Annotated in this window: 23 protein-coding genes; 11 read left to right on the top strand and 12 right to left on the bottom strand. The window is 50.5% G+C overall.

Annotated elements, in window-relative coordinates:
- Positions 1-3: 3 nt before the first annotated feature.
- The gene (locus B2M23_RS03660) at positions 4-1,626 is read left to right on the top strand and encodes a hypothetical protein (protein WP_038353390.1); all 1,623 of its coding nucleotides are present in this window, start codon (positions 4-6) and stop codon (positions 1,624-1,626) included.
- A gap of 60 nt (positions 1,627-1,686) precedes the next feature.
- Here B2M23_RS03660 and B2M23_RS21505 read toward each other — a convergent pair whose 3' ends face one another.
- Genes B2M23_RS21505 through B2M23_RS03640 form a run of 4 tightly spaced genes read right to left on the bottom strand, consistent with a single transcriptional unit; the run spans position 1,687 to position 3,081 of the window.
- Complete coding sequence (locus B2M23_RS21505) at positions 1,687-2,208, bottom strand: peptidoglycan-binding protein (protein ID WP_052237387.1); 522 nt, start codon at positions 2,206-2,208, stop codon at positions 1,687-1,689.
- Positions 2,205-2,600 carry a phage holin family protein gene (locus B2M23_RS03650; RefSeq protein WP_038353389.1) on the bottom strand — a complete coding sequence of 132 codons (396 nt, stop codon included), beginning with the start codon at positions 2,598-2,600 and terminating at the stop codon, positions 2,205-2,207. The genes B2M23_RS21505 and B2M23_RS03650 overlap by 4 nt, the downstream gene beginning before the upstream one ends.
- Positions 2,601-2,610: 10 nt before the next feature.
- On the bottom strand, positions 2,611-2,838 hold the full coding sequence (locus tag B2M23_RS03645) for a DUF2922 domain-containing protein (RefSeq protein WP_038353388.1): 228 nt from the start codon (positions 2,836-2,838) through the stop codon (positions 2,611-2,613).
- Positions 2,839-2,856: 18 nt separating this feature from the next.
- Positions 2,857-3,081: a DUF1659 domain-containing protein gene (locus tag B2M23_RS03640; protein WP_038353387.1), complete on the bottom strand. Its 225-nt coding sequence runs from the start codon at positions 3,079-3,081 to the stop codon at positions 2,857-2,859.
- Between the two features lie 187 nt (positions 3,082-3,268).
- Here B2M23_RS03640 and B2M23_RS03635 point away from each other — a divergent pair, with 187 nt between their 5' ends.
- Positions 3,269-4,039: a sulfite exporter TauE/SafE family protein gene (locus tag B2M23_RS03635; protein WP_038353386.1), complete on the top strand. Its 771-nt coding sequence runs from the start codon at positions 3,269-3,271 to the stop codon at positions 4,037-4,039.
- A 41-nt stretch (positions 4,040-4,080) separates the two neighbouring features.
- Here B2M23_RS03635 and B2M23_RS03630 read toward each other — a convergent pair whose 3' ends face one another.
- Positions 4,081-4,974 (bottom strand): LysR family transcriptional regulator, encoded by an 894-nt coding sequence (locus tag B2M23_RS03630; RefSeq protein ID WP_038353385.1) that lies wholly within the window; start codon positions 4,972-4,974, stop codon positions 4,081-4,083.
- Positions 4,975-5,131: 157 nt separating this feature from the next.
- On the opposite strand from B2M23_RS03630, the gene B2M23_RS03625 reads away from it, so the two are divergent.
- The 3 genes from B2M23_RS03625 to B2M23_RS03615 are packed head-to-tail and all read left to right on the top strand — an operon-like array spanning position 5,132 to position 6,813.
- Positions 5,132-5,701 carry a sugar O-acetyltransferase gene (locus B2M23_RS03625; protein WP_038353384.1) on the top strand — a complete coding sequence of 190 codons (570 nt, stop codon included), beginning with the start codon at positions 5,132-5,134 and terminating at the stop codon, positions 5,699-5,701.
- 29 nt (positions 5,702-5,730) lie between these two features.
- A complete protein-coding gene (locus B2M23_RS03620) occupies positions 5,731-6,273 on the top strand; it encodes a flavodoxin family protein (RefSeq protein ID WP_038353383.1) in 543 nt (180 codons plus the stop codon).
- A gap of 27 nt (positions 6,274-6,300) precedes the next feature.
- Positions 6,301-6,813 carry a cyclophilin-like fold protein gene (locus B2M23_RS03615; protein ID WP_110060307.1) on the top strand — a complete coding sequence of 171 codons (513 nt, stop codon included), beginning with the start codon at positions 6,301-6,303 and terminating at the stop codon, positions 6,811-6,813.
- A 53-nt stretch (positions 6,814-6,866) separates the two neighbouring features.
- Here B2M23_RS03615 and B2M23_RS03610 read toward each other — a convergent pair whose 3' ends face one another.
- Positions 6,867-10,169 carry a S8 family serine peptidase gene (locus B2M23_RS03610; RefSeq protein WP_038353382.1) on the bottom strand — a complete coding sequence of 1,101 codons (3,303 nt, stop codon included), beginning with the start codon at positions 10,167-10,169 and terminating at the stop codon, positions 6,867-6,869.
- Between the two features lie 553 nt (positions 10,170-10,722).
- Between B2M23_RS03610 and B2M23_RS03605 the strand changes: the two genes are divergently transcribed.
- The gene (locus B2M23_RS03605; RefSeq protein WP_038353381.1) at positions 10,723-11,295 is read left to right on the top strand and encodes a helix-turn-helix domain-containing protein; all 573 of its coding nucleotides are present in this window, start codon (positions 10,723-10,725) and stop codon (positions 11,293-11,295) included.
- A 118-nt stretch (positions 11,296-11,413) separates the two neighbouring features.
- Here B2M23_RS03605 and mtpB read toward each other — a convergent pair whose 3' ends face one another.
- A complete protein-coding gene (gene mtpB, locus B2M23_RS03600; RefSeq protein WP_242945870.1) occupies positions 11,414-12,874 on the bottom strand; it encodes a proline betaine:corrinoid methyltransferase in 1,461 nt (486 codons plus the stop codon).
- A gap of 251 nt (positions 12,875-13,125) precedes the next feature.
- Here mtpB and B2M23_RS03595 point away from each other — a divergent pair, with 251 nt between their 5' ends.
- The 4 genes from B2M23_RS03595 to B2M23_RS03580 all read left to right on the top strand — a co-directional run bounded on the left by B2M23_RS03595 (position 13,126) and on the right by B2M23_RS03580 (position 19,078).
- The gene (locus tag B2M23_RS03595; protein WP_038353379.1) at positions 13,126-14,385 is read left to right on the top strand and encodes an MFS transporter; all 1,260 of its coding nucleotides are present in this window, start codon (positions 13,126-13,128) and stop codon (positions 14,383-14,385) included.
- A 349-nt stretch (positions 14,386-14,734) separates the two neighbouring features.
- Complete coding sequence (gene proC, locus B2M23_RS03590; RefSeq protein ID WP_038353378.1) at positions 14,735-15,541, top strand: pyrroline-5-carboxylate reductase; 807 nt, start codon at positions 14,735-14,737, stop codon at positions 15,539-15,541.
- 185 nt (positions 15,542-15,726) lie between these two features.
- Positions 15,727-18,108, top strand: a complete 2,382-nt coding sequence (locus B2M23_RS03585) for a glycyl radical protein (RefSeq protein WP_341455936.1) — start codon at positions 15,727-15,729, stop codon at positions 18,106-18,108.
- A 34-nt stretch (positions 18,109-18,142) separates the two neighbouring features.
- Positions 18,143-19,078, top strand: a complete 936-nt coding sequence (locus B2M23_RS03580) for a glycyl-radical enzyme activating protein (RefSeq protein WP_038353500.1) — start codon at positions 18,143-18,145, stop codon at positions 19,076-19,078.
- 56 nt (positions 19,079-19,134) lie between these two features.
- Here the strand turns inward: B2M23_RS03580 and B2M23_RS03575 are convergent, their stop codons facing one another.
- The 3 genes from B2M23_RS03575 to B2M23_RS03565 are packed head-to-tail and all read right to left on the bottom strand — an operon-like array spanning position 19,135 to position 20,317.
- Positions 19,135-19,848, bottom strand: a complete 714-nt coding sequence (locus B2M23_RS03575; protein ID WP_038353377.1) for a hypothetical protein — start codon at positions 19,846-19,848, stop codon at positions 19,135-19,137.
- A 3-nt stretch (positions 19,849-19,851) separates the two neighbouring features.
- The gene (locus B2M23_RS03570; RefSeq protein ID WP_038353376.1) at positions 19,852-20,088 is read right to left on the bottom strand and encodes a hypothetical protein; all 237 of its coding nucleotides are present in this window, start codon (positions 20,086-20,088) and stop codon (positions 19,852-19,854) included.
- Positions 20,075-20,317: a DUF739 family protein gene (locus B2M23_RS03565; protein WP_038353375.1), complete on the bottom strand. Its 243-nt coding sequence runs from the start codon at positions 20,315-20,317 to the stop codon at positions 20,075-20,077. The genes B2M23_RS03570 and B2M23_RS03565 overlap by 14 nt, the downstream gene beginning before the upstream one ends.
- 207 nt (positions 20,318-20,524) lie before the next feature.
- On the opposite strand from B2M23_RS03565, the gene B2M23_RS03560 reads away from it, so the two are divergent.
- Positions 20,525-20,881 carry a helix-turn-helix domain-containing protein gene (locus B2M23_RS03560; protein WP_052237385.1) on the top strand — a complete coding sequence of 119 codons (357 nt, stop codon included), beginning with the start codon at positions 20,525-20,527 and terminating at the stop codon, positions 20,879-20,881.
- A gap of 58 nt (positions 20,882-20,939) precedes the next feature.
- On the opposite strand, the gene B2M23_RS03555 is transcribed toward B2M23_RS03560, so the two are convergent.
- Positions 20,940-21,122 (bottom strand): thiamine pyrophosphate-binding protein, encoded by a 183-nt coding sequence (locus B2M23_RS03555; RefSeq protein ID WP_341455947.1) that lies wholly within the window; start codon positions 21,120-21,122, stop codon positions 20,940-20,942.
- Positions 21,123-21,171: 49 nt separating this feature from the next.
- Positions 21,172-22,104 (bottom strand): thiamine pyrophosphate-dependent enzyme, encoded by a 933-nt coding sequence (locus B2M23_RS03550; protein ID WP_038353373.1) that lies wholly within the window; start codon positions 22,102-22,104, stop codon positions 21,172-21,174.
- Positions 22,105-22,107: the final 3 nt, after the last annotated feature.

Genomic DNA, 22,107 nt, shown 5'->3' with positions numbered 1-22,107 from the left:
CAAATGATTTCTAAAAAGCATTTTATCCGAACCGAAGCCGTCCTGTTGATTTTCTTGATGCTGTTCTCTGTTCTTTGTGTCCATCCCGTAAAGGCTGAGGACGCTCCGGACAATGTGCCGGCCGCAGAGGAAACCACCGCTGTGAACACTCCGGAACAAGAGAGCCTGGAAACAGACTCCGTCAACGACGCGGAGGTCCCGAACTCGGTGAAGGAAGTTCCAAAAGCGATGGAAAACCTTCAGCCGGCTGAGGAACCCCGGCCGGCTGAAGAATCCCCCGTCGAAAATACTGCGGTGTTTGAGACATCCCCGGCGGCCAATGGTGTCACCGAGGTCAGAACGTTCGAAGCCTTGATCGCCGGTATCGCCAACGGCGATGTGAAACTGGCGGACAACATCTACGGCGTCACCAATACCATCACCATTCCCGCTGGACATGTTCTCGACGGCAACGGCAAAACGATCAGCGCCTTTACAGACGCCGGTGAAACCGCCGAAAATTTTGTAATGCCCACTGATCATGGCCTTTGTGAAATGACCGCTGTGGAGGGTACACTAAAAAACACCGAGGTTATCGCGCCGCGTTCCATTGGAATGGGCACACCTTACTATGAACCCCAAAGCACCGTGAAACCGGACAACTACCGTTATGACCACATCGCCGCGGTTCATGTTAAGGCTGGCGGCGATCTCGAACAGTCGAGCGTTAAATATGGCAAATATGGCGTCCGCTTATCTGGAAACGCCCGGGTTTCAAATGTATGGGTACAGCAGGCAGGCCAGGCCGCCTTCTATGTATACGCCGATTCGCCGATGACGGGAGACACACCCGCGATTACACCAGCCTTGACAGATGTTCATGTAAAAACAGAGATCGGAGTAGACAGCGCAGATTACACCTACGGTCTAGGCATCTACATTGAGCCGAAAACTGAGTACAGCCATCAAAGCTTTAAAGGAAACAGCTACACCCAGCACAGAGAATACCAGGACTACGTCAAAAATGTAAAAATGACCATCGGCAACTATAAATCCTATTCCTGGGCCAGTGAAGATGATCTTGTAAACAGCCTAAAGGCGGCCGCCGGCAGCAAGGAGATTGCTACACTCGAAAGCTTTGGCGGAAGCTCTGGAATGGGCACACCCCAACTCCAGGCCATGATACGTGGCGACGGCGGGAATCCATTTAAACTATCGGATGATTTCCGTCATGGCTCGGACAGGACAATCAATGCCGGGGCGATCTGGTTTGATAAAAAATTTATCGGTGTCTCTTCATTTCTTACAACATCAGCCATTCCTTTCGATAATATTCATCAATCCCTGGCCACAGCAAAGGGCAATGGTCTCACAAAGAACTGGGCCCTTCGCTATACAAACACAACCTCCACAACCTGGTCTGTCACGCAGCAATACCCTGGTTTAGAAGCTGTCACCATGACTGGTAACCTGTATCAGGATCAGATTGTGTCAACCTTCCAGTCCTACGGCAAATCCTACGGCTTCGACGTCGCCTTCCACTATGTGGGGGCCAGCAAGGCAGCTGACGCTGCTGGTTTTGAAACGTATTACACCGAGACACAGCCTGACAAATTCAGTCCAGTAATCACCAGCACCGTCAATTAGTATCTCACATTCATTTAAATCCGGGCATTGGAACGTCTCCCAATGCCCGGTTTTTCTTCTCTATACCTCCACATGCACAAACCGCTGCTCAGGGTATTCAATCACACCCAGCCCCAGCTCTCTGGCCACAGCGGCCACCTCGGAATAGTGGACGCCGGGGCAGTACAGGTCTGCGGCGCAGCCGATCTTATGCTTGGAGTACTCGATACCGCGCACTTCATGGTTGCGCTGTGTGCAGCGCACGCCGGAGGTGATGATGACCGGGCGACCGAGGCGGTTTCTCAGGTTTTCAACCTGGGCCAGAAGGGCCTCCTCCATGAGCTCGGGGAAACCGCCGCAGTACATGCCATCACAGTCACACTGGTATTCGCTCATGGCAAAGTGTTCACTGGCGCGGCTGTTTTTATAGGCCTCTGCCAGATGTCCCCGGGTTACCGGTCCCGCAATACCGTCAGCCTTGATGCCAGCCTTTCGCTGAAAGGCTTTGACGGCTGCCTGGGTGTTCGGGCCGTCCAGTCCATCGTGCTCACCCGGGTTATAGCCCAGGTGGGATAAAATTCTCTGTACCTCTAAAATACTCATTTCTTTTCCTTTTCATCCTTTGTAAATTCCTTGAGTACGGCCTTAAGCTTATCAGGAATGGGAATAAATTCTGCGGCGTTTTCGACCAGTGAGATGCCTTCATTGGAAATGTAGAAAAGCACGGTGATATCCCGGATGGGCAGCTCGGCCATTATGATCCTCTGGACCATGAATGCAGCGCTGACCACCAGAAATAGCATCAATTTTTTCAGTATTCCGTAAAAGCCCACCGCGCTGGAAAGCTCATGCCTGTAAATTCCCTTGATAACGCCGGACACATAGTCCAGACAGACTAAAACCGTGAGTACCACCAATAAATCATCGAGTCCCCCAAACAGGAAGGAGAGGGTGCCGCCTGCCACAGCGGCGGCGCCCCGGATGATTTCCCTCATTGCCTGCTGCCTAAGCCAAAGCCACTTCGGTTTTGGTGGTGTCGATACGCACCGCGGATACCAGCGCCGCCAGGGGCTGTCCGTCGGGCGCAAAAATCCCCTCGGTTAAAATACCGTTTGCGCCTGTGGCGATCTCGGCATCGGTGATGCCGTCCTTGTAATCCGGAATGATCAGGGTATAATTTTTGCCGTTAGCCAATTCATAAATCAACTGTAAATCTTTTGAAACATTTGCCATTTTTTTCCTCCTCTATCCTTACGCCACATCCATAAGCTCTTCGGCGATGGTTTTGGTACAGGACTCGCCGATGGGTTCCTGCATGTTCTTGATCAGCTTGTAGGTATTGTAGATGCTCTCATTGGTGGCATCGCTTTTGACATCGCTGTAGGTCTTGGACTTCTTAACGATTTTTCCATTCTCTTCACCATAGTTTGATACAATTTTCAAACCGACACTCTTTACATTTGCTGTTACTGCCATTGTTAACCTCCAAAAGTTTTTCAGGTCTGCGCGCTGCCTGTGATTTAAGTTTAAGGCCTGTCAAGACTTTTCGCAAAGGGATTAAGAGGGCAGTTTTACATTGACACTCACCGCATTAAGGCATAGAATATAGGTTATACTCATAAATTTTCAGAAAAATCTTTCGGACAGACGAGGGGGAACGTCTATGCTGTTTAAATTTATCATCTGTTTTATCGCCGGTATCGGCGCGGGACTGGGGACAGGCTTCGCGGGTATGAGCGCAGCTGCGGTGATCAGCCCGATGCTTATTACCTTCCTGGGTATCCCGGCCTATGAGGCTGTTGGCATTGCGCTTGCCAGCGATGTGCTGGCAAGCGCGGTCAGCGCCTATACCTACGGCAAGCACAAAAATCTGGATATTAAAAACGGACTGGTCATGATGGCAGCGGTTCTGTGCTTTACCCTGGTTGGAAGCTGGATCTCCAGCCTTGTCCCCAGCACTGCAATGGGCGGCTTTTCAGTTTTTATGACGCTGCTGCTGGGCATTAAGTTCATCGTAAAACCTGTGATGGCCACCAAGGACACCATGACCGGCACAAGCCCCAAAAAGCGCTTTGTGCAGTCTGTGGTCTGCGGCATGGCCATCGGCTTTATCTGCGGCTTTGTGGGCGCGGGCGGCGGCATGATGATGCTGCTGATCCTGACCAGTGTGCTGGGCTATGAGCTCAAAACAGCTGTCGGCACCAGTGTTTTTGTCATGGCCTTTACGGCCTTTACCGGCGCGGTCAGCCATTTTGCCATCGGCGGCCCACCGGATGTCTGGAGTCTTGTTTTCTGTGTTTTATCTACCCTGCTCTGGGCCAGAATTGCGGCCAAGTTTGCCAACAAGGCCAGCCCCATTGTGCTCAACCGGGCCACCGGCGTGGTACTCTCTGTCCTTGGGGTTTCCATTATCCTTGTAAATTTTCTGAAATAAAAAAACAACCGCATCCCTTTAAAGGGAATGCGGTTATTTTTTTATTTGCCATCCTCCTCTGTCAGAAACGCCTGGAGCTGCTTCAGAAAAATTTCTGAAGCTCTTGAGAACGCCGGATGCTTTTTCCAGACAACGTACAGCTGTGCCTCGAGGCGGGGGCTCAGCGGCCTGAAGCACAGAGCGCTGTCGCCGGTGGTGTTCACCAGCTTATCAAGGCACAGGGCATAGCCGATGCCTTCCTGCACCATGATGGCCGCGTTATAAATCAGGTTATAGGTCATCACGACGTTCAGCTTGTCTGAGTCGCTGCCAAACCAGCCGGACAGCTCATTGCGCACCAGCGACTGCCTTGAGCAGAGCAGCGGTATCTCCAGCAGGTTTTCTGCCTTAATGTCGGGCTGCGCCGCCAGAACGCTGTCCCTGCGCATCAGCAATCCCCAGGTGTCCGTGGCAGGCAGGCGTATATAATCGTATTTTGTAATGTCTCCCGGTTCGATTAAAATCCCAAAATCAAGCAGCCCCTTATCCAGACGTTCGGTCACATCGTCGGCGTTTCCGCTGAAGAGATGTACCCGGATATGGGGATAATCCCTCCGCGTTCTGCCAACCACCTGGGCGATAATCCGCATGGCGTCGGTTTCTCCGCCGCCGATATAAACATCGCCGCCGACAATCTCATCGGACGCTTTAAAATCAGCCTCGGTGCGGTCCGTCAGGTCCACGATCTCCTGGGCGCGCTTGCGCAGGAAAGCCCCCTCGTCGGTCAGGGTAACCCTTCTGCTTCCCCGGATAAAAAGCTTTTTTCCCAGCTGTTCCTCCAGTTCCATAAGCTGGCGCGAGAGGGTGGGCTGGGTCACATGCAGTGACTCCGCAGCTCCGGAGATCGTTTCCTCTCTGGCAACTGCCAGAAAATAGCGTAAAACCCTCAGTTCCATTGGCTGCACTCCCTTTCTCTGTTTCTCTCAGTATACTGGCGTTTACCATGCTTGTCAAGCATGGTATCGCATAGCATATAAGTATTTGCTATTACAGCAAGTCAGGTTATATAATAAAGCCATGATAAACAAATATTTGAAAGGAAGCTGATTACCAATGAATCTCGACACATTTTTAGAACATTTAAATAAAGGCCTGACCGTTGACGGCGGGTCAGAAGCACATGAATTTATGCACAAGGTCAGCCAGGAGGCGCTTCGGATCACCAGCGCGCTCAACAATGCCTACCACAGCCCCGAGGAAATCCGGGAACTTTTTTCAGAATTGACCGGCAAGCCTGTGGACGCCTCCTTCGGCCTGTTCCCACCCTTTTACACAGACTGCGGTAAGAACATTACGGTGGGGAAAAATGTTTTTATCAACAGCGGCTGCCGTTTCCAGGACCAAGGCGGTATCACCATCGGTGACGGCGCGCTCATCGGTCATAACGCAGTGCTGGCCACCCTCAACCATGACTTTTCCCTTGAAAAACGAAGCTCCATGCATCCGGCGCCTGTGGTCATCGGCAAAAATGTCTGGCTGGGCGCAAATGTCACTGTGGTGCCTGGCGTGACCATCGGGGATAATGCAGTTATCGCCGCCGGAGCGGTGGTCACAAAGGACATCCCAGCGGGCACCATCGCCGCCGGAGTCCCCGCGAAGGTTCTCCGTGAGCTTAGCGTATAAAAAATCCTTAAAGAAAGAGGTTATCCATTATGAAGAAAAATATTCTAATCCTTTCAACCAGTCCCCGCAAAGGCGGAAATTCCGACACACTGGCCGATGAATTCACACGCGGCGCCCGGGACGCAGGCCACGACGCCGAAAAAATCAGTCTGGCTGGCAAAACCATTGGTTTCTGCCGGGGCTGTCTGGCCTGCCAGAAAACAGAGCGCTGTGTCATCCAGGACGACGTCAACGCCATTGTACAAAAGATGCTGAGCGCCGACGTGCTGGTGTTCGCGACACCCATCTATTTCTATGAGATGTCCGGCCAGATGAAAACACTGCTCGACCGCAGCAACCCACTGTTTCCAGCAGATTACGCTTTCAGAGAGATCTATCTGCTGGCTGCCTCGGCGGATGAAAACAGGGACTCAATGGATGGGGCTGTCAAAGGCCTCCAGGGCTGGATCGACTGTTTTGAACGCGCAAAGCTGGCCGGCGTACTCCGGGGCACTGGCCTGGACGCTGTGGGCACAGCCAAAAACGCCCCGCTGGTTTTAAAGGCGGCCTATGATATGGGCAAAACTCTCTGAACAAGGAAACCGGAGGTACTAAAAGTGATGATTCGCCTGAAAGCCGCTTTCCTGTGCTGTTCTCTGCTTTTGGCTGCTGCCTTCACAGGCTGCGCCGCAGACACGACAGCCTCAAGCGCACCCAAATCAGAAAAACCCGGCCCATCTGTCCAGACCACTGCGCAGGCCGAGATCACTGCCACTGCTGTCACAGAGCTGCGCATTCAGGCTGGGGACAGGGTCTTCACCCCGCAGCTGGAGGATACTCCGCCCGCACAGGCTCTGGCCGCCGCCATGCCCATGACCTTGAATATGGATGAAATGAACGGAAACGAAAAATATTTCTTCCTCTCAGATGCACTGCCCACAAACGCCGAGCGGCCAGGCCATATTGCCGCCGGCGATCTGATGCTCTACGGGGACAACTGTCTTGTCCTGTTCTACGAAAGCTTTCAGAGCGCTTACAGCTATACCCGCCTCGGGTCCATCACGGACACTGCTGGCCTTGCCGACGCCCTCGGGAGCGGGAGCGTCGAAGTGACCTTCAGCCTGGCTGAATAAAAGGACCATAAAAAACACCCTGCTTGCGCTTAGCAAGCAGGGTGTTTTTCAATCTAGCTTATTTTTCTTTTACGGTAGGCTGCCAGTCCGGCAACGGCCAGAATAAGCATTCCCGCACAGAGGAACGCCGCGGTCTGGCTGTCCTCAACGATTCCGGTTTTTACATTATCCGGTTTGTTTTCAGGATTTACCGGCTGTCCGCTGTTATCATCCGGCTTTTTGTCCGCTTCCTCTCCCGGCTGAGGATTGATGGTTTCAACCGCGGTTGCCTTGAAGATATAACCGCCCGGTGCTGTGTAGCTGGCGGCCAGCACGTAGAGCTGATCGTGGTAGGCTGTAGCGCCTGTTCCGATGAGTATACCATCGTCAATCCGCTTCCCGTAAGGCGTTATCACCCCTGTCTGCGGATCAACCGTGTAGGTATCTGCTACTGCCGCCGGGTCTTCACTCGCACTCTGGGGACCGGCCAGCATAAAACCATTCTTTACAGTGGCATTGGCAATGCTGTTAAAAGCCTGGCCTTTTTTTATATCAAGAGAGACCTTCATTCCCTGATAGCCGTTTTCGCTCTGTGTCACGAGCTCAATACTTCCTACCGGTTCGCCTGTGCTGTCTGTACCGCCAGATATGATCAGACGGTTTTCATGGGCGTTTACCTTACCGTAAACTCTTGCTTCGGCCAGTTCTCCAGCTTTTGAAACCGTGCCGGCTTTAGTGTCGATGGCCACGATATCCTTTGTAGCTGCCGCTGCCGCCTGATTGGTTTCTTTATCAATTTCGATATATTGGCCGCCCACGCCCATCAGTGTGCCGTCCGCATTGACCAGGGAAGTGGCAAATGGGAGTCCTTCAATCTTTTGTTCCTGCCACTGGCCGTCATAGAACCACAGCTTCTCAACCGGCTGATTCTTTTCATCAACCGTCAAGCCCGCAACGGCAAGCCTGCCATTCCAGGTTGCGCCGGTAAGATTCACTAAGGCCTCCGGCAGCTCGAGTGTTGACCATTTCTGGTCTTCAATACTGTAAGCCCATATTTCGGGGGAGGGTTCACTCTCCAGCCCGTCCGGCAGGACGTAAAGCTGGTTTTGATAGCCCACAATCTGTTTGTTTTCCGCCTTATAAAAATCCTCATCCTCTGGAAGCGGCAGATTCTCTTCAAAGTAGTCGATGTTTACATTCTGGCCGATTTCAAAGGTCTGATGCCCCTCACCATTGTCTGTGGTGAGGGATACCTCGGCGGTACCGCCTGCAAAGCCTTCGGGCTTTTTAAGGGTAACAACTTTTCCTCCATCGGTGGCAGAAACCGCCTCTGGCACATTTGCCACAATCTCAGCGTCCATTCCGCCGATTTTCGCGCTCTCCAGGTTTTCAAAAAAGTAACCGTCAACCTCAACGGTATCCCCCTGATCCACAATGCTGTTGAGTACCGGGTAAGGTCTTGTCTGGCTGACATTGACCATCCCGCCGGACACGCACTTATCCGTAAAATTGGAATATTTAGTCACGCTGCCCACCACCCGGGCTGCCAGTGCCGCGCCGGATTCGTTATATTGACTGCCGAGCAGGGCAGCCGCACCGGCTGCCGCCGGAGTTGCCATAGATGTGCCGTTTTTATAATCGAAGGGCAGCATTTTGGACGCGTCGCCAATGCCCATGGCGTCGGCATAGACGGTGCCGCTGTTTGGTGTCACTGACGGATTGGAGCTGTCCGGTAAAAAGGTAATATCCCGGAAAGCAAACAGTACCTTCATCTGGAAGTTCTTATAATCCGTATCTTTTGGAAGGGCCGCGCTGTAATTCATCCACGTGCCGTCAAGGGCTGAGCCTTCCGAAATTTTAACTTTCTCAAACTCGCCTCCTGTGTTTTTTACCAGTAAAGCGCAAGCGCCGACTTTCTGTCCTGCCGCCGCAACCTTGATGCTGATGGCCTTATTCTCTATTGCACTGGCCTTTTCCGACAGATCCATCGGTTGGCTGTAAAGCACAACGTTTCCGCTTTCAACATCCTCAATGTCTATACTCAGGCTCTTTGAACCTTCATAAACCTTGTCGCCGCTTATCTTGGTGACTTTCGCAGCTTCTGTACACGCCGCATCATAAAAGAACGAAATGGCTGGGGCCTGTCCGTCTTCAAAATTATCATACCAGACTGGCGCTTCATCCTTTTCGGGATAATAGACGCTCTGGTCCATGGGTACTGTGGATAAAATCTGGCTCCCCGGCGCTACGATATCCGTGGTCCGTTTCCCGTAATCGCTGAAGGTAGACATGGTTCCTGTCGGATTTGCTGAGTTGACCACAACCGCGTAAGGATTATTTGAAAATCCTGAGGCCATGCTGTTACTGATGTCATTATCCCAGCCAGAGTTCCCGGAGGCCACAAGGGCGATGGCGCCAGCCTTTCCAGTTTCCTCGATGGCTCTGTCCAGAGCTTTGGACTGCCCGGGACCGCCCCAGGACAGGTTCACAGCCTTGACGTTAACCCCTTCCTGGCAGGCCTGTTTGACATAATCAAAGCCCTGAATTTTACTGGAAATGGCGTTATTGCTCTGGATCGCCATGATCTCAATCTTTTCACCCGCGCCGGAAACACCCATATTGTTCCAGGCTGCGCCCACAATACCGGCGCAGTGCGTCCCATGGCCGTTCGTGTCCACCACGTTCTCCAAGCTGCCCTCACCGCTGACATTAATGCCGTGATCGCCGCCGGGGAGGCCTGAGCCGGCTGGCCGGGTCCACAGCTTGTCCTTTAAATCCGGATTGGTGAGGTCTACGCCTGTATCCAGAATCGCGACCACTGGATTATCACTTTCAGCGCTCGCGCTGGGAACATTCCAGTCGGGAACCCCGATGTTAAAGCCCTTTTGATTTCCAAAGGGATTATTTTTGCTGCTCTGATCACTGTTTGCCCACTGCAGATCCGATAAATCCGGATAAGTCTCTGTGGCTGTGGTTTCAAAATTTGTCGTAATGTAGTTCGGTTCTGCAAAGACCACCTGCGGATAGGATTCAAGCTCTGCGATCAGCGCTTCCGTCGAACGGCTTTCATCCTTAACCAGCGCGAGCACCTGTGTATCCGCAGAAGCCGCTGAACGGCTGCGCAGCTGTGCGTTATCTGCATCCCCAGCGCTGTCCGACAGGGTCATAAGCTGCTCCGCATCAGCCAGCAGCTCCGGCAGGGCTGAACGGCTGCGCAGGGCGGTGCTGCCGCTGTCCATGCACACGATAACCTCTCCCTGAACATAATCGCCTGTGATCACAGGCGTTTCCTCTGATGCTGTCTGAGCAAACGCGGCCAGCGGCAGTGACGCCGCGACCAGAAGCGCGCTCAGCAGAACGGTTAAAATCTTTTTCATGGGTTTCTCCTTATCTGTAATGCTTTAATCTTAATTTAATTATATAAAAAAGATATTTTTGTGGCAATGGTTCTGTATCCAATAACGGCTGAAACGTATCGAAAACGGCATCCCTTAAGAAAAGCGTGCTTTTATATTATAAGAAAATCTATCATAAAAAACCATTGACTCCCTGACTGGGGTGATGGTAAAGCCAATGGGCAGCCAGCCGCCTGCTCCAATTCCGCCAATGTCATGGATGACCGGCAAAGGCCCCCGTAGCATGTCATTATTTTTATCTGAAAATGTTTCATAAAATATTGTGGAACAAAGTAAATCATCCCTCCCTTTTTAGGGATATAATCTGAACAGCAAACTCCAGATGTGGGTTGTTTTTTTGTGTACATATCTTAATTCCACTTTTTCTTCAATAGACAAAACATGTTTTACTCCATGCGAAAAAGATTTTCAGATCTATATTTCTTATATTTTTTCCTATTCTATGGTATAATTTTCTTAACAGATTAATCAAGATGATTTCTGGAATCAAATGTAATTTTAGAGGAAAAGAAAAATGATGACTGATAATAAACTAATCGGCACAAAACTGAAAGGCTTCCGCAAGGAAAAATTAATGACATTGCAGCAGTTGGCAGAAGAATCGGGGATCTCTGCGGGATACATCAGCAAGATTGAGCGGGGCGAGGTCAATCCCTCGGTGAAAAATATCCAGCGGCTGTGCTTTACCCTTGGTATTACGGCCAATGAGCTGATGATTGACGATAGCGAAGTGGAAAAGATCAACAGCGACCAGAAGGATAAGACTTATGTTGTCCGGAAGGATCAGCGGCTCCCGATTTACGGCATCAGCGACTCCATGGATTTCGAATCGGTTTTTGACGGTATGGCGGGCTTCAAGGTCAATGTCATGACCCTGCGAGGCGGTATGAATGAAAAGTCCTACACGGTCCACAGCTATGACGAGTTCGGGATCGTGGCCAGAGGAAAGCTGGGCATGGAGGTCGAGGGAGAGGACTATGCCCTCGACGAAGGGGACTGCATCATGATCCGGGCCAACACAAAGCACATTGTGACTAACCTCTCGGCAGAGGAGTGTGTAAGCTATTGGATTGAAATCTGTGATTAGGAATAAAATAAATTTGATGAAAAAGTCCGATGCCTGAAACGGCGTCGGGCTCTTTTATTTTTTACGGAAAAAGGCCGCGCACGATGTGGCTGCGCGGCCTATGAAGGCTTGGAGGGGGTTAGAATTTTTCGTCCTCTGGGAGGAAACGGTTTAGGATATCCTGCTGGGTTTTTGTGAGATCTGGCAGCTTGTAGCTTTCGACGCGCTCTTCGATGATTTTACATGCACGGTCCCGGATATCACCGATTTCTTCATAAAGGGGCTGTGGGTTGCCGGCTTTGCGGTTGAACAGGTTCGTGAGGTGATGTTCCTGGCGGTATTCCTTGGGGGTACGTCCGGAAAGGAAATTGCCCAGAGGGCCGGCTTTTTTTATTTCATTCAGTATCTTTTCGCCTTTAGTGTCGCTGACGTCAATACCTTTATTTAAGCGCATGAGAACACGATTGATTTCTTCATCCATGATGTATTTTTCATAGCTTCCCACGGCAAAAGAACTTAAAATGCCTGCGTTATTGAGGATAAAATCTGCCTTACCAAGGTAGGAGGGCATCAGATTAATGAAGCTTTCCACGCCGGCCTGGTAGTCGGGCTTCAGGGCATCGGTAACACAGATGCCTGTACGTACAGGAACCTGGTAATAGCGGCCGAGGGCCAAGGCGGACATCTGAATCAGCTGTGCTTCCGGCGCGCCGGTGGCGCAGGTGACAGTACGCATATCACTAGCGGTAGAGACAGAACCATAAAGGACTGGGGTTCCTGGGTTGATCAGCTGGGTCAGAACGATACCCGCTAAAATAGTGGCGTTATTCTGAACCACAGAACCCATGAGGGACGCGGGCGCGGTGAGGTTAGTCATGGAGCAGGTGATAACGACCACAGGCTGTCCTTCTTCGACTAATCCGATGATGTTGTCCAGCACTTCATAGGAATAACCGAGGGGTGACAGGGCGCAGCAGTTGGTGAGCAGCACCGGTTTGTCCCAGATGTCGTAAAATTCCTTGTAGAGAACAGCGATGTCCTTGGCGGCCTGTTTCAGACTTTTACCCCGGACATTCATGCTGTTGGCGACATTTCCGTAGGTCGGTTTTTTCGAGTATTTCAGACACATGGCGACTTGGGGCATGTAAAAGTCATCCTGGGTTTTGTCAAGGTCTGGTGTGTCATAGGCTGAGTTGTTAACAAAATCGGTGACGTCGCTGGTGTCCATGAGCTTGAGAAATTTGACCATATCATCTTTCTGTGCGATTCTGTAGGTATCATCTTCAAATAAGAAGGTGGGCGGGCCGTAGCAGCCGACGGTCTTTGGTCTGAAGCGTTCGCCGATTTTGGTTTCACCGTCCGGTGTATAGATAGTGAGGGATTTCGGAACCGTTTCCAATGCTTTGTTAAGAAGCATTTCGTCGAATTTGACGATGTTACCGCCAACGGTGGCGCCATGTTTTTTAAAAACTTCCAGTGCTTCTTCACAGGCGAAGGAAACACCAACTTCCTTTAAAACCCGCATGGTGTAGTCGTGCAGCAGCTCAACGTCGCGTGTGGATACATAATTTTCATAGAATTTTCTGTTTGAATACATCATTTTACTCCTTTAAATTTAATAATACCTGTACTTTAGTTAAAATATAGCACCAAAAAAGAAAAAAGTCAAGAAAAATAGCACTATATGAAAAATAATTCTTATATGAAAAAGTAGTTGACTTATTGGAGAAAAACATGGTATGATTTGCTTAAACAATACCTGTATTTTACGAAAAAACACGATAAAAGTACCAAAAAATGGCTTCTGTCATTATTCTTTAAAAGAAAAACAACGAAATTAAGGGGAAAATTATGAATTTGGATAAGTCAAAAAGAAACATTGTGCTCATTATCCTGAGCGTTATCGCAGGGATCGCATACCTGGCGCCGCTGATTCGCTTTACGTTTTATGATCAGATGGTCGCCGCGCTGGGGATCACAGACATACAACTGGGGACGCTTGCTGGCGTCTATGGGACGCTGAGTGTCATCGGCTATGTGCCCAGCGGGATTCTGGCGGAAAAATTCAACACGAAAAAACTGCTGATTTTATCCTGTGCAGCCATGTGTCTCATCACTCTGTGGTACTCGATGTTTCCAGGCTTTACAGCGTTGATCGTCATCCACGGGCTGTACGGCGTATTCAGTGTGGGTACCTTCTGGTCACCCTATCTCAAGGCGATCCGGAATCTGGGCGATGAGAACGAGCAAGGGCGTCTCTTTGGCATCAGTGAGGGAGTCCGCGGTGTCGGGCAGACCATCGTGGCTTTTATCTGCCTGGGCGTCATGGGGCTTTTTGCAACGGAGGCGGCCGGCTTCAGGGCCGTGCTGTTGATCAACGCGGCGGTTTTTGCCTTGCTGACCCTGTTGGTCATTTTCCTGGTGCCGGATTTTGATAAGGACAAGAGAAAAGAAGCGGCTACGACGGAAAAAAAGGAGAGTATGTGGAAAGCCTTTGGCAAATCCTCGATCTGGCTGTGTATTTTTGTCATTATGTGCGGGTACATTTTATGGAACACAGCCAACAGCTATATGGGTACCTACTGCACCCGTGTTCTGATGATCACGCCTGAGCTCTCCAGCACTTTGTCCATTGTCAGGAGCTACATCATTGTTTTTGTCGCAGGAATCTCGGGCGGGATCATTATGGATAAATTCAAATTCAAGGGCTCCGGGATGTTCTTTGCCTTTCTTGCCACTGGGGTCTGTGCTGCGGCGGTGTTCTTCACCTCTCAGGCGACCATGATCTGTGTGGTGGTCACGGTGATTCTGGCTTACCTGGTCAATGTGATCAAATCGACCTACTGGTCCATTTTGGGCGAGGCAGGTGTGCCGCTGGCCATGACGGGTATCGCCACTGGGATCATCTCTCTCATCGGCCTGTCGCCGGATATTTTTGTCGCGCCGATTATCAGCCGCTTTCTGGCTTACGGGGAGGCTCAGGGCGATGTGACCATTGGCTTTAATATCATGATTGTCTGGATGGTGGTCTGGTCGGCTCTGGGAATTTTGTCAGCGGTTCTTTTAAAACGCCGAGGTGTTAAAATTAAGGCCCGGGAAATAGAGGGCTAAGATGAGTTTGGCGTTAAAATTTATTAACTGAGCGAATTCGAAGCTGATCATTAAATGGCATTGAGTATACCAGCAATTTTAAAGAATCCCCTCTCTTAATAGAAAAGGGGTTCTTTTTCGTATTTCAAAATAAACTTTATTATAACAATTTATAAGAATACGCACACTAGCAGCCACTTTTCCTGCTGTTATGCCTCCCACTCTATTTTCTTATATCACATTTTTGTATTATAAGAAAAATTATCATAAATTATCTTGACAAAAATATAAAGCCGCAATATACTAGACTCAGAGGTAACAAGGCGTACTCCCTGCGCTTGTTACACCACGGAAAGGAAGGGGTAAAAGAATGAATGCAACTGTTAGATTTATCGGTGCCGGAAACATTGTTCAGGCCATTCTTTCAGGAATTGAAAAGAGCGGCGTCTACTCACCTGGAGAAATCGGAATCTTCGATGTCTCACCGGAGGTTCGCGATCGTTTTATGAAAAACGGCTACACCGTTTATGAATCCATTGAGGATTTGGTCCGGGAGGCACCTGTTGTCGTTGTCGCTGTGACACCTCAGATTATTGACTCCATTGTCCCCCAGATTAAAAGCACATTCTCTGCCGAAACAGTCCTGCTCTCTCTTGCGGCCGGGATCAGCAATCAGTGGTATCAGGAAAGACTTACAGACACCTGTAAGGTTGTCCGCTGCATGCCGACCCTGACAGCGCAGGCAGGCCTGGGCGCTTTTGCCGTCTCCCGCGCAGCTGCCGTGAGTGATGACGACTACAGAGAAGTAGACCGCTTCCTGACAAGCTGCGGAATCGTCGAGGAAATCCCCGAAGCCCTCATGTGTGAGGTGGTTCCGATCAACGGTTCTGCTCCGGCGTATTTCTATCATATGGCCCGCGTTATCGTTGATGAAGCTGTACAGATGGGCATGGATGAAAACACAGCGCTCCGGCTCTTCGCCCAGACCATGAAGGGAAGCGCCGAAACGCTTCTGAGCTCTGGCACGAGCGCCGAAGCCCTGGAAAACAAGCTTCGCCTGCCTGGCGGTACGACCCTGGCCGCCCTGGACAAAATGGATGAACTCGGCTTTGATACCTGCCTGAAAGAGGGCGTCAAGGCCTGCGTCGACCGATGCAGAGAGCTTGGCCAGCTATAACAAAAGCCATCCGGCGGACAGCCGATTCTTTGTCCGCCGTTTTTTATTGTCCTGAATCTTTAAAAGCTCTATTTTCTCATAAGAAAAATATCATATATGACATTTTTATCTTGTCAAACAACGAACAACGTGATATAGTAATCATTAAGAAGAATTTTCCAGCAGTATTTTATTTGGAGGTAATGATGATGGAAGACAAAGCCTATATGAAGCGTATCATGAGACTTAAAGATCGCGTGTTAAACACCCGTCCGGAAATGGACCTCGAAAACGCGCTGATTTTAACACGTGGATTTAAAGAATCCGAAGGCGAGCCCTTTGTTGTGCAAAAAGCCTACGCTTTCCGCAAGCAGTGCATGGAAAAAACCGTCAAAATCTGGGGAGACGAACTCATCGTCGGCAATTCTGGCAGCAAGCAGCGCGGCGGCCTTCTTTGTCCAGATACCTGCTGGTCCGTTCTCGATGACGAGCTGGACACCATCAGCAGCCGGGAGTATGACCCTTTCTATTTAAAGGACGAGGACCGGGAAAACTTCATCAACGAGATCCGGCTTTACTGGAGCGGGCGTTCGACCTATGAAAAATGGCTCTGCCAGATTCCCGGGGAAACCCGTATTCTGCGTGACTGCGGCGTCCTGTATATTAACCGCAAGGCTGTCCGCGGCTGGGGCGAGACCACCGCAGGCTATGAGATGATCATCAACGAAGGGATTGAGGGCGTTAGAAGACGTATCGAGGAAACCAGAGCTTCCCTGGATATCACAAAGCCAGGCCATTATGAGAAGCTGGTCTATCTCCGGGCGCTTTCACTGAGCGCGGACGGCATTGTAAAGCTGGCTGCGCGCTACTCGGCCGAAGCCCTGAGGCTGGCCGGTCTCGAGGAAGACCCTGCTCGAAAAGAAGAGCTGCTCGCCATCTCCGACATTTGCGGCCGGGTTCCTGAAAAGCCCGCCCGCACCTTCCGCGAAGCGCTCCAGTCCTTCTATATTTACCATACCTGCATTTTTATGGAGCAAAACGCAGCCAGCTATAACCCGGGGCGTATGGACCAGTACCTCTATCCCTTCTACAAAGCGGATCTCGAGGCCGGAAGGATCACACTGGAACAGGCCCAGGAATTACTGGACTGCCTGTGGGTCAAGTTCAGCGAGCCCTGCCTTTTCCAGGACGAGGTCACCGCTAAATTCTCCGCCGGATACCCCATGTTCCAGAACGTCTGTGTTGGCGGGGTCGACGAAAGCGGCATGGACGCCGTCAACGACCTTTCCTTTATGATCCTCCAGGCCACCATGGACGTCCAGCTGTACCAGCCTTCATTGTCTGTGCGCTATAACATGGCCCGGAACTCAAACGCTTTTCTGAAAAAGGTAACGGAGCTGATGCAGCTGGGCACAGGATTCCCTGCCTTCCACTGCGACGAGATTGGTATCCAGATGATGCTCAACAAGGGTGTTCCTTTGAAGGAAGCATACAACTGGAACCCCTGCGGCTGTGTCGAGACAAATCTCGCGGGAAAAATGCACTGCTACACCTCCTACGCCGACTACAACCTTGGTTCAGTGGTCGAGTTTGCCTTAAACGACGGGGTCAGCCGAAAATACCGTCTTCCGGCCTCTGCGCGAACAGGAAACCCCCGGGACTTCGACTCCTTCGATGCCTTCCTTGAAGCCGTCAGGGAACAGATAAGATACATTATCCGCGCCATGGTCGCCGGCAGCCACGTAAACGACGATATTTGCCAGGAGCGTGTCTGTCCTGCGCTTTCCTTGTCTTTTGAGGACTGCATTTCTAAAGCCAGGGATTACGCCTGGGGCGGGCCAAAATACAATGTGGGCAATGGCCTTGACGCCATCGGGGTCGCCGACCTCATCAACAGTGTCTACGCGGTCAAGCACCTCGTCTACGATAAAAAAAGAGTGAGCATGGAAACCCTGCTCGCCGCCCTGGAAAATGATTTTAAGGGTTACGAGGACGTACAGAAGCTGTGTCTGGAATGTCCAAAATACGGCAATGATGACGAGGCTGTCAACCAGCTGACAGCCGATCTGTTCACCTTTATCGCTGACCTGATCGAATCCTATGACAGTAAATTCGGGCATATGACTGCCGGTATCCTTCCTGTATCCGGGAATACCCCCTTTGGCCTGGAAGTCGGCGCGCTGCCCTCCGGCAGAGAAGCCTATGTTCCGCTGGCCGACGGCGTCAGTCCAAGCGCCGGAACAGACATCGAGGGCATGGGGGCGATTATCAAGTCTGTCTCCTACATTCCTCACGGCCGCTTCAGCCAGGGGACACTTCTGAACCTCAAGCTGGACCCGGCCTTTAACCAGAGTGACAGCGCCACCCAGCTGTTAATGTCGTTTTTAAAGAGCATGTGTACCCTGGGCGTTTTCCACGTCCAGTTCAATGTTATCGACCGGAATGTGCTGATCGACGCTCAGAAAAATCCTGAGCGGCACAGAGGGCTGCTCATCCGGGTGGCCGGCTACACCGCTTATTTTGTAGAGCTTGGCCGGGAAGTGCAGGACGATATTATCTCACGCACCGCCCATGCCGCGGTGTGCTGACTGCTCAAGCCTGGCCAAACAGAAAGGGGAGCCCATGAATAGAGAAGCTCAAATTTTGCGAATCGAAAAAATATCACCCAATGATGGGAAAGGCCTGCGCACTGTTGTGTTTTTCAAGGGCTGCCCGCTCCGGTGCGCCTGGTGCTCAACGCCAGAATCCCGAAAAATGGAGCCGGAGCTTTATTACCAGCCCGCTAAATGCACTTCCTGCGGAAAATGCGTCGAAGCCTGTCCCCAAAGAGCCCTGCGCCAGACTGGGGATACCTGCAGGCTCATCATTGACAGGGACAAATGCAGCCGCTGCGGCCGCTGCGCAGAGCTTTGTCCCTCCAGGGCGCTGGGCGTTTACGGTGCGCGTATGACAGTCGAACAGGTTTTGAAGCAGATCCTGAAGGATGAAATTTTCTATTATCATTCCGGCGGTGGTGTGACCCTCAGCGGCGGCGATGTGCTGTGCCAGGCAGACTTCGCACGGGAGCTTTTAGCCAGCTGTAAGGACTCCGGCATCCACACCATGGCCGAGCTTGATATGTTTGGCGATTACGAAAGGATTGCCATGCTTTTGCCCTATCTGGACGCATTCTATGTTGACATTAAGCTCATGGATAATATCCAGCACCAAAAATGGACCGGCGTGGATAACCGGACAATTCTGGAAAATACCCGCAGGGCCGCCGCAGACTGCAAGCCCTCCGCGCTGCATATCCGCGTTCCGCTGATCTGGAATATTAGCGATACGCCTGAAAACATTCACGCTGTCGCCGATTACTGCGAAAACCTCGCCTCCTGCGCAGAGCTGGAGTTTTTACCCTACCACCGCCTGGGACAGACCACCTACGCATACCTTGGGCAGGAGTACCCTCTCGCTGAGCTGCCGGCCATGAGCTTCTCGGACGCCTGCAAAAAAGTCTCTGTCTTAAAAGACCGCAGTCCCTCCTTCCCAGTCAAAATTTCAGGTAAAATCCTTTAAAAAAGGGCCATGTTTAGAATGCCTAAACATGGCCCTTTTTTCATATCAAGCTTATTTTACGCCGCTTCCAGCGCCGCCTCACCCGCAGGAGTGATGGTAAAGCCAATGGGCAGCCAGCCGCCTGCTGCAATGCCGTCAATGTCATGAATGACCGGCAGACTCAGGGCGCGCCCCTCATAATAATAGGGCAGAGGACCCGTATACCGCCTCTGGATGCGCCCCTCCGCCACCAGCTGGGCCAGGGTTTCAAAGGCCTCCTTATTCCATCCAGACCAGAAGTACACCGGCTGGCCACAGCCAACGGCTTCAAATACCAGGCTGCAATCGCCCTGATAATTGTACCCATAGCGGTCAAAGTTGCGTTCCATATCCGTAAAGGTTGCGCCGCCGTTGCTGTGATAGCGGTGGATACACTTGAGCAGCTCCTCCTTTAAATCAAATTCCGGCTTCATAAAATCCAGAAGGATCTCGTCAAACCAGAGACGGTAAGCTTCCTTTTCCGTAATATAATGGGCAATGTCGTTGATGATTGCCAGGGCCTCGTGGCAGGGAACACCCAGCACCTTCCGCATCTTTCTGGTGTCTGGCCCCACCGGCACCATCAGCATCTGCTGCCCCTTGCAGAGGCGGCGGACCAGCGCGTCATTACATTTATAGCCAAAACGGCCTGTAAAATCTTTTGGAATAAAGTAGACCTGCCCATTCTTTAAGGCAACTGTCTGAACTCCAAGCTCCGGATGGGTGTAAAATTTTGTTTTTTCGGAATACATCAATTATTTCCCCCTTTTCTCATCATTCATATTTTTATTTTTCTTTTCATAATAACGCCGGTTCGTCTGGGCCGTTTCGGTTTCCAGCGCGTCCCGGATTTCCTCATCTACCTTCCTGGCCGTCTGCCGGCTCATTCTGGCAAAACATTCCTTATGCGGGATAATTCTGGACAGCGCCCGGCAGTTATTGCCAAAACGCTCGTCAAAATTTCCACAGAGCCTGTAATCACATTTTTTCACTTTGACCTCTTTTATCGTTTTCAATTCTAAAAAAATAATCGGATATTTTTTCGTGGTCAATGTCTAACAGCACAACCGCACGGTCGATTTCCTCCTTTCTGAACGGGGTCTTATTCTCAATCCGGCTGATTAAGACAGCTTCGGCCATTTGCATCTCAACAGCAAAAACACGTTTATCCCAAAAGACTTCAAACACTCTTTCCAATAACCGGTCGTAATTAAAACACATGACGTTCCCCATATTCTTTAGTTTTAATAAATTTTATTATATAATAACACATTTTATTCAGAAACACAATAATAATTTCATTTTTTTTCTAATTTTATTTTATTTGATGTATTTTGTTTAAAAATAGCATATAATAAATGCACAGGACAAAGTAAACGAAAAAGTTTACTTTCCATCTAAAAACATCGACCATCGGGAGAAGACCTTATGAAGCAGACCATCGGCCAGCGTATCCGGCTGGCTTTAGAAATAAACCATATGCGGCAGAGCGACCTGTCTAAAAAGACCGGGATCAGCCCTTCTGCTGTCAACCAATATATTTCCGGCAATTTTGAACCCAAGCAAAACAATATTTATCTGCTGGCAAAGGCTCTGAACGTCAATGAAGCCTGGCTCATGGGCTATGATGTCACCATCGAGCGCAGCGATCACAGCGCCCCGCTCATTACCGAGCAGGAGGTAGCCCTCCTGAAGCTTTTTCGGAAGCTCAGCGAAGCGGGGAGGGAAGAGGCCCTTAAGAGAGTGGAGGAGCTTACCGCACTCTCCCAGTATCTTCCAGAATAAAAAAGCGGATTCCGACATTTTGTGGAATCCGCTTCTTTTATTGTTTCCTGTTTTTATTTTAATTCTTTTTACCGGACTGTCTGGCATAGCCGCTGGCGTAATGGGGAGCGGCCTGTTCGTTTCTGACTAAAATATGCTCAATCGGTGATTCATGCAATGCGTCATACAAAGGAAGCAACGACCCACCCGGGTAAACGAAAATGATATCAACTTTCTCATTTTTCAAACATTTCAAGATCAATTTTGAGCCTGACAATCAGAACACTCTCCTTCCGAAAACACCAAGTCGCTTAAGTGTCACATCTTTTCTGAAGCGCTTCCCACTTACGGTCGACTTCTTTCTGCATTTTTTCAATGAGCCCTTCATTTTCTTTTTTAAATAAATGCTTGAAACGGCCCTGAGCTTTCAGGAAATCTTCGATGGGCAGTTTTTTCTTTGGCTCATAATTGAGTATCCATTTTCCCTCAGCCACCTCATAAAGCGGCCAGTAGCAGGTCTCAACCGCCATCTTACAGATATCCATGATATCCGGCGTGTTGTATCGCCAGCCCCGCGGACAGGGCGCGAGGACATTTAAAAAGGCCGCGCCTTTTGTATAGATCGCTTTTTCTGCCTTTGTATGAAGATCCTTGAAATTCCGGATAAAGGTGGTCTGGGCCGCGTAGGGGATGTCGTGGGCGACGAGCACCTCGGTTAAATCTTTTCGATTCTGCTCCTTGCCGTCTGATTCTCGGCCGACAGGGCTTGTGGTGGTGTCTGCGTACATGGGCGTTGCTGAGGAGCGCTGGATTCCTGTATTCATGTAGGCTTCGTTATCATAGCAGACGTAAACCATGTCGTGGTTTCTCTCCATTGCGCCTGAAAGAGACTGGAAGCCAATATCGTAGGTACCGCCGTCACCGCCAAAGGTAATGAATTTATAATTTTCCTGTACCTTTCCTTTTTTCTTTAAGGCACGGTATGCAGATTCCACACCGCTGCAGGTGGCAGCGGCGTTTTCAAAGGCATTATGGATAAAGGAGTCCTTCCACGCTGTGAAGGGATACATGAAAGAAGATACCTCCAGACATCCCGTGGCGCAGGTGATCACTGCCTCATCGCCTTCGTGCAGGCCGCGCAGAACATTCCGAACCGCGATTGTTCCGCCGCAGCCGGCACACATTCTGTGGCCTGGTGCCAGTCGTTCCTCTTTATTCATCGTTTCTTTAAAATTATACGACATTCT

Origin of the sequence: Eubacterium limosum (genome assembly GCF_000807675.2) — a bacterium.
GTDB lineage: Bacteria > Bacillota > Clostridia > Eubacteriales > Eubacteriaceae > Eubacterium > Eubacterium limosum.
Note: the sequence above shows the minus strand (reverse complement) of the source record. Positions and strands in the feature narration are given on the sequence as shown.

Coding starts and splice junctions, on each gene's coding strand:
- B2M23_RS03575 (WP_038353377.1), bottom strand. CDS start 19,848: ATGTATTCCGAAAAAACAAAATTTTACACCCATCCGGAGCTTGGAGTT.
- B2M23_RS03610 (WP_038353382.1), bottom strand. CDS start 10,169: ATGAAAAAGATTTTAACCGTTCTGCTGAGCGCGCTTCTGGTCGCGGCG.
- B2M23_RS03630 (WP_038353385.1), bottom strand. CDS start 4,974: ATGGAACTGAGGGTTTTACGCTATTTTCTGGCAGTTGCCAGAGAGGAA.
- B2M23_RS03560 (WP_052237385.1), top strand. CDS start 20,525: ATGAAGCAGACCATCGGCCAGCGTATCCGGCTGGCTTTAGAAATAAAC.
- B2M23_RS21505 (WP_052237387.1), bottom strand. CDS start 2,208: ATGAGTATTTTAGAGGTACAGAGAATTTTATCCCACCTGGGCTATAAC.
- B2M23_RS03650 (WP_038353389.1), bottom strand. CDS start 2,600: ATGAGGGAAATCATCCGGGGCGCCGCCGCTGTGGCAGGCGGCACCCTC.
- proC (WP_038353378.1), top strand. CDS start 14,735: ATGAATGCAACTGTTAGATTTATCGGTGCCGGAAACATTGTTCAGGCC.
- B2M23_RS03635 (WP_038353386.1), top strand. CDS start 3,269: ATGCTGTTTAAATTTATCATCTGTTTTATCGCCGGTATCGGCGCGGGA.
- B2M23_RS03615 (WP_110060307.1), top strand. CDS start 6,301: ATGATTCGCCTGAAAGCCGCTTTCCTGTGCTGTTCTCTGCTTTTGGCT.
- B2M23_RS03640 (WP_038353387.1), bottom strand. CDS start 3,081: ATGGCAGTAACAGCAAATGTAAAGAGTGTCGGTTTGAAAATTGTATCA.
- B2M23_RS03605 (WP_038353381.1), top strand. CDS start 10,723: ATGATGACTGATAATAAACTAATCGGCACAAAACTGAAAGGCTTCCGC.
- B2M23_RS03550 (WP_038353373.1), bottom strand. CDS start 22,104: ATGTCGTATAATTTTAAAGAAACGATGAATAAAGAGGAACGACTGGCA.
- B2M23_RS03620 (WP_038353383.1), top strand. CDS start 5,731: ATGAAGAAAAATATTCTAATCCTTTCAACCAGTCCCCGCAAAGGCGGA.
- B2M23_RS03585 (WP_341455936.1), top strand. CDS start 15,727: ATGATGGAAGACAAAGCCTATATGAAGCGTATCATGAGACTTAAAGAT.
- B2M23_RS03565 (WP_038353375.1), bottom strand. CDS start 20,317: ATGTGTTTTAATTACGACCGGTTATTGGAAAGAGTGTTTGAAGTCTTT.
- mtpB (WP_242945870.1), bottom strand. CDS start 12,874: ATGATGTATTCAAACAGAAAATTCTATGAAAATTATGTATCCACACGC.
- B2M23_RS03595 (WP_038353379.1), top strand. CDS start 13,126: ATGAATTTGGATAAGTCAAAAAGAAACATTGTGCTCATTATCCTGAGC.
- B2M23_RS03645 (WP_038353388.1), bottom strand. CDS start 2,838: ATGGCAAATGTTTCAAAAGATTTACAGTTGATTTATGAATTGGCTAAC.
- B2M23_RS03660 (WP_038353390.1), top strand. CDS start 4: ATGATTTCTAAAAAGCATTTTATCCGAACCGAAGCCGTCCTGTTGATT.
- B2M23_RS03625 (WP_038353384.1), top strand. CDS start 5,132: ATGAATCTCGACACATTTTTAGAACATTTAAATAAAGGCCTGACCGTT.
- B2M23_RS03580 (WP_038353500.1), top strand. CDS start 18,143: ATGAATAGAGAAGCTCAAATTTTGCGAATCGAAAAAATATCACCCAAT.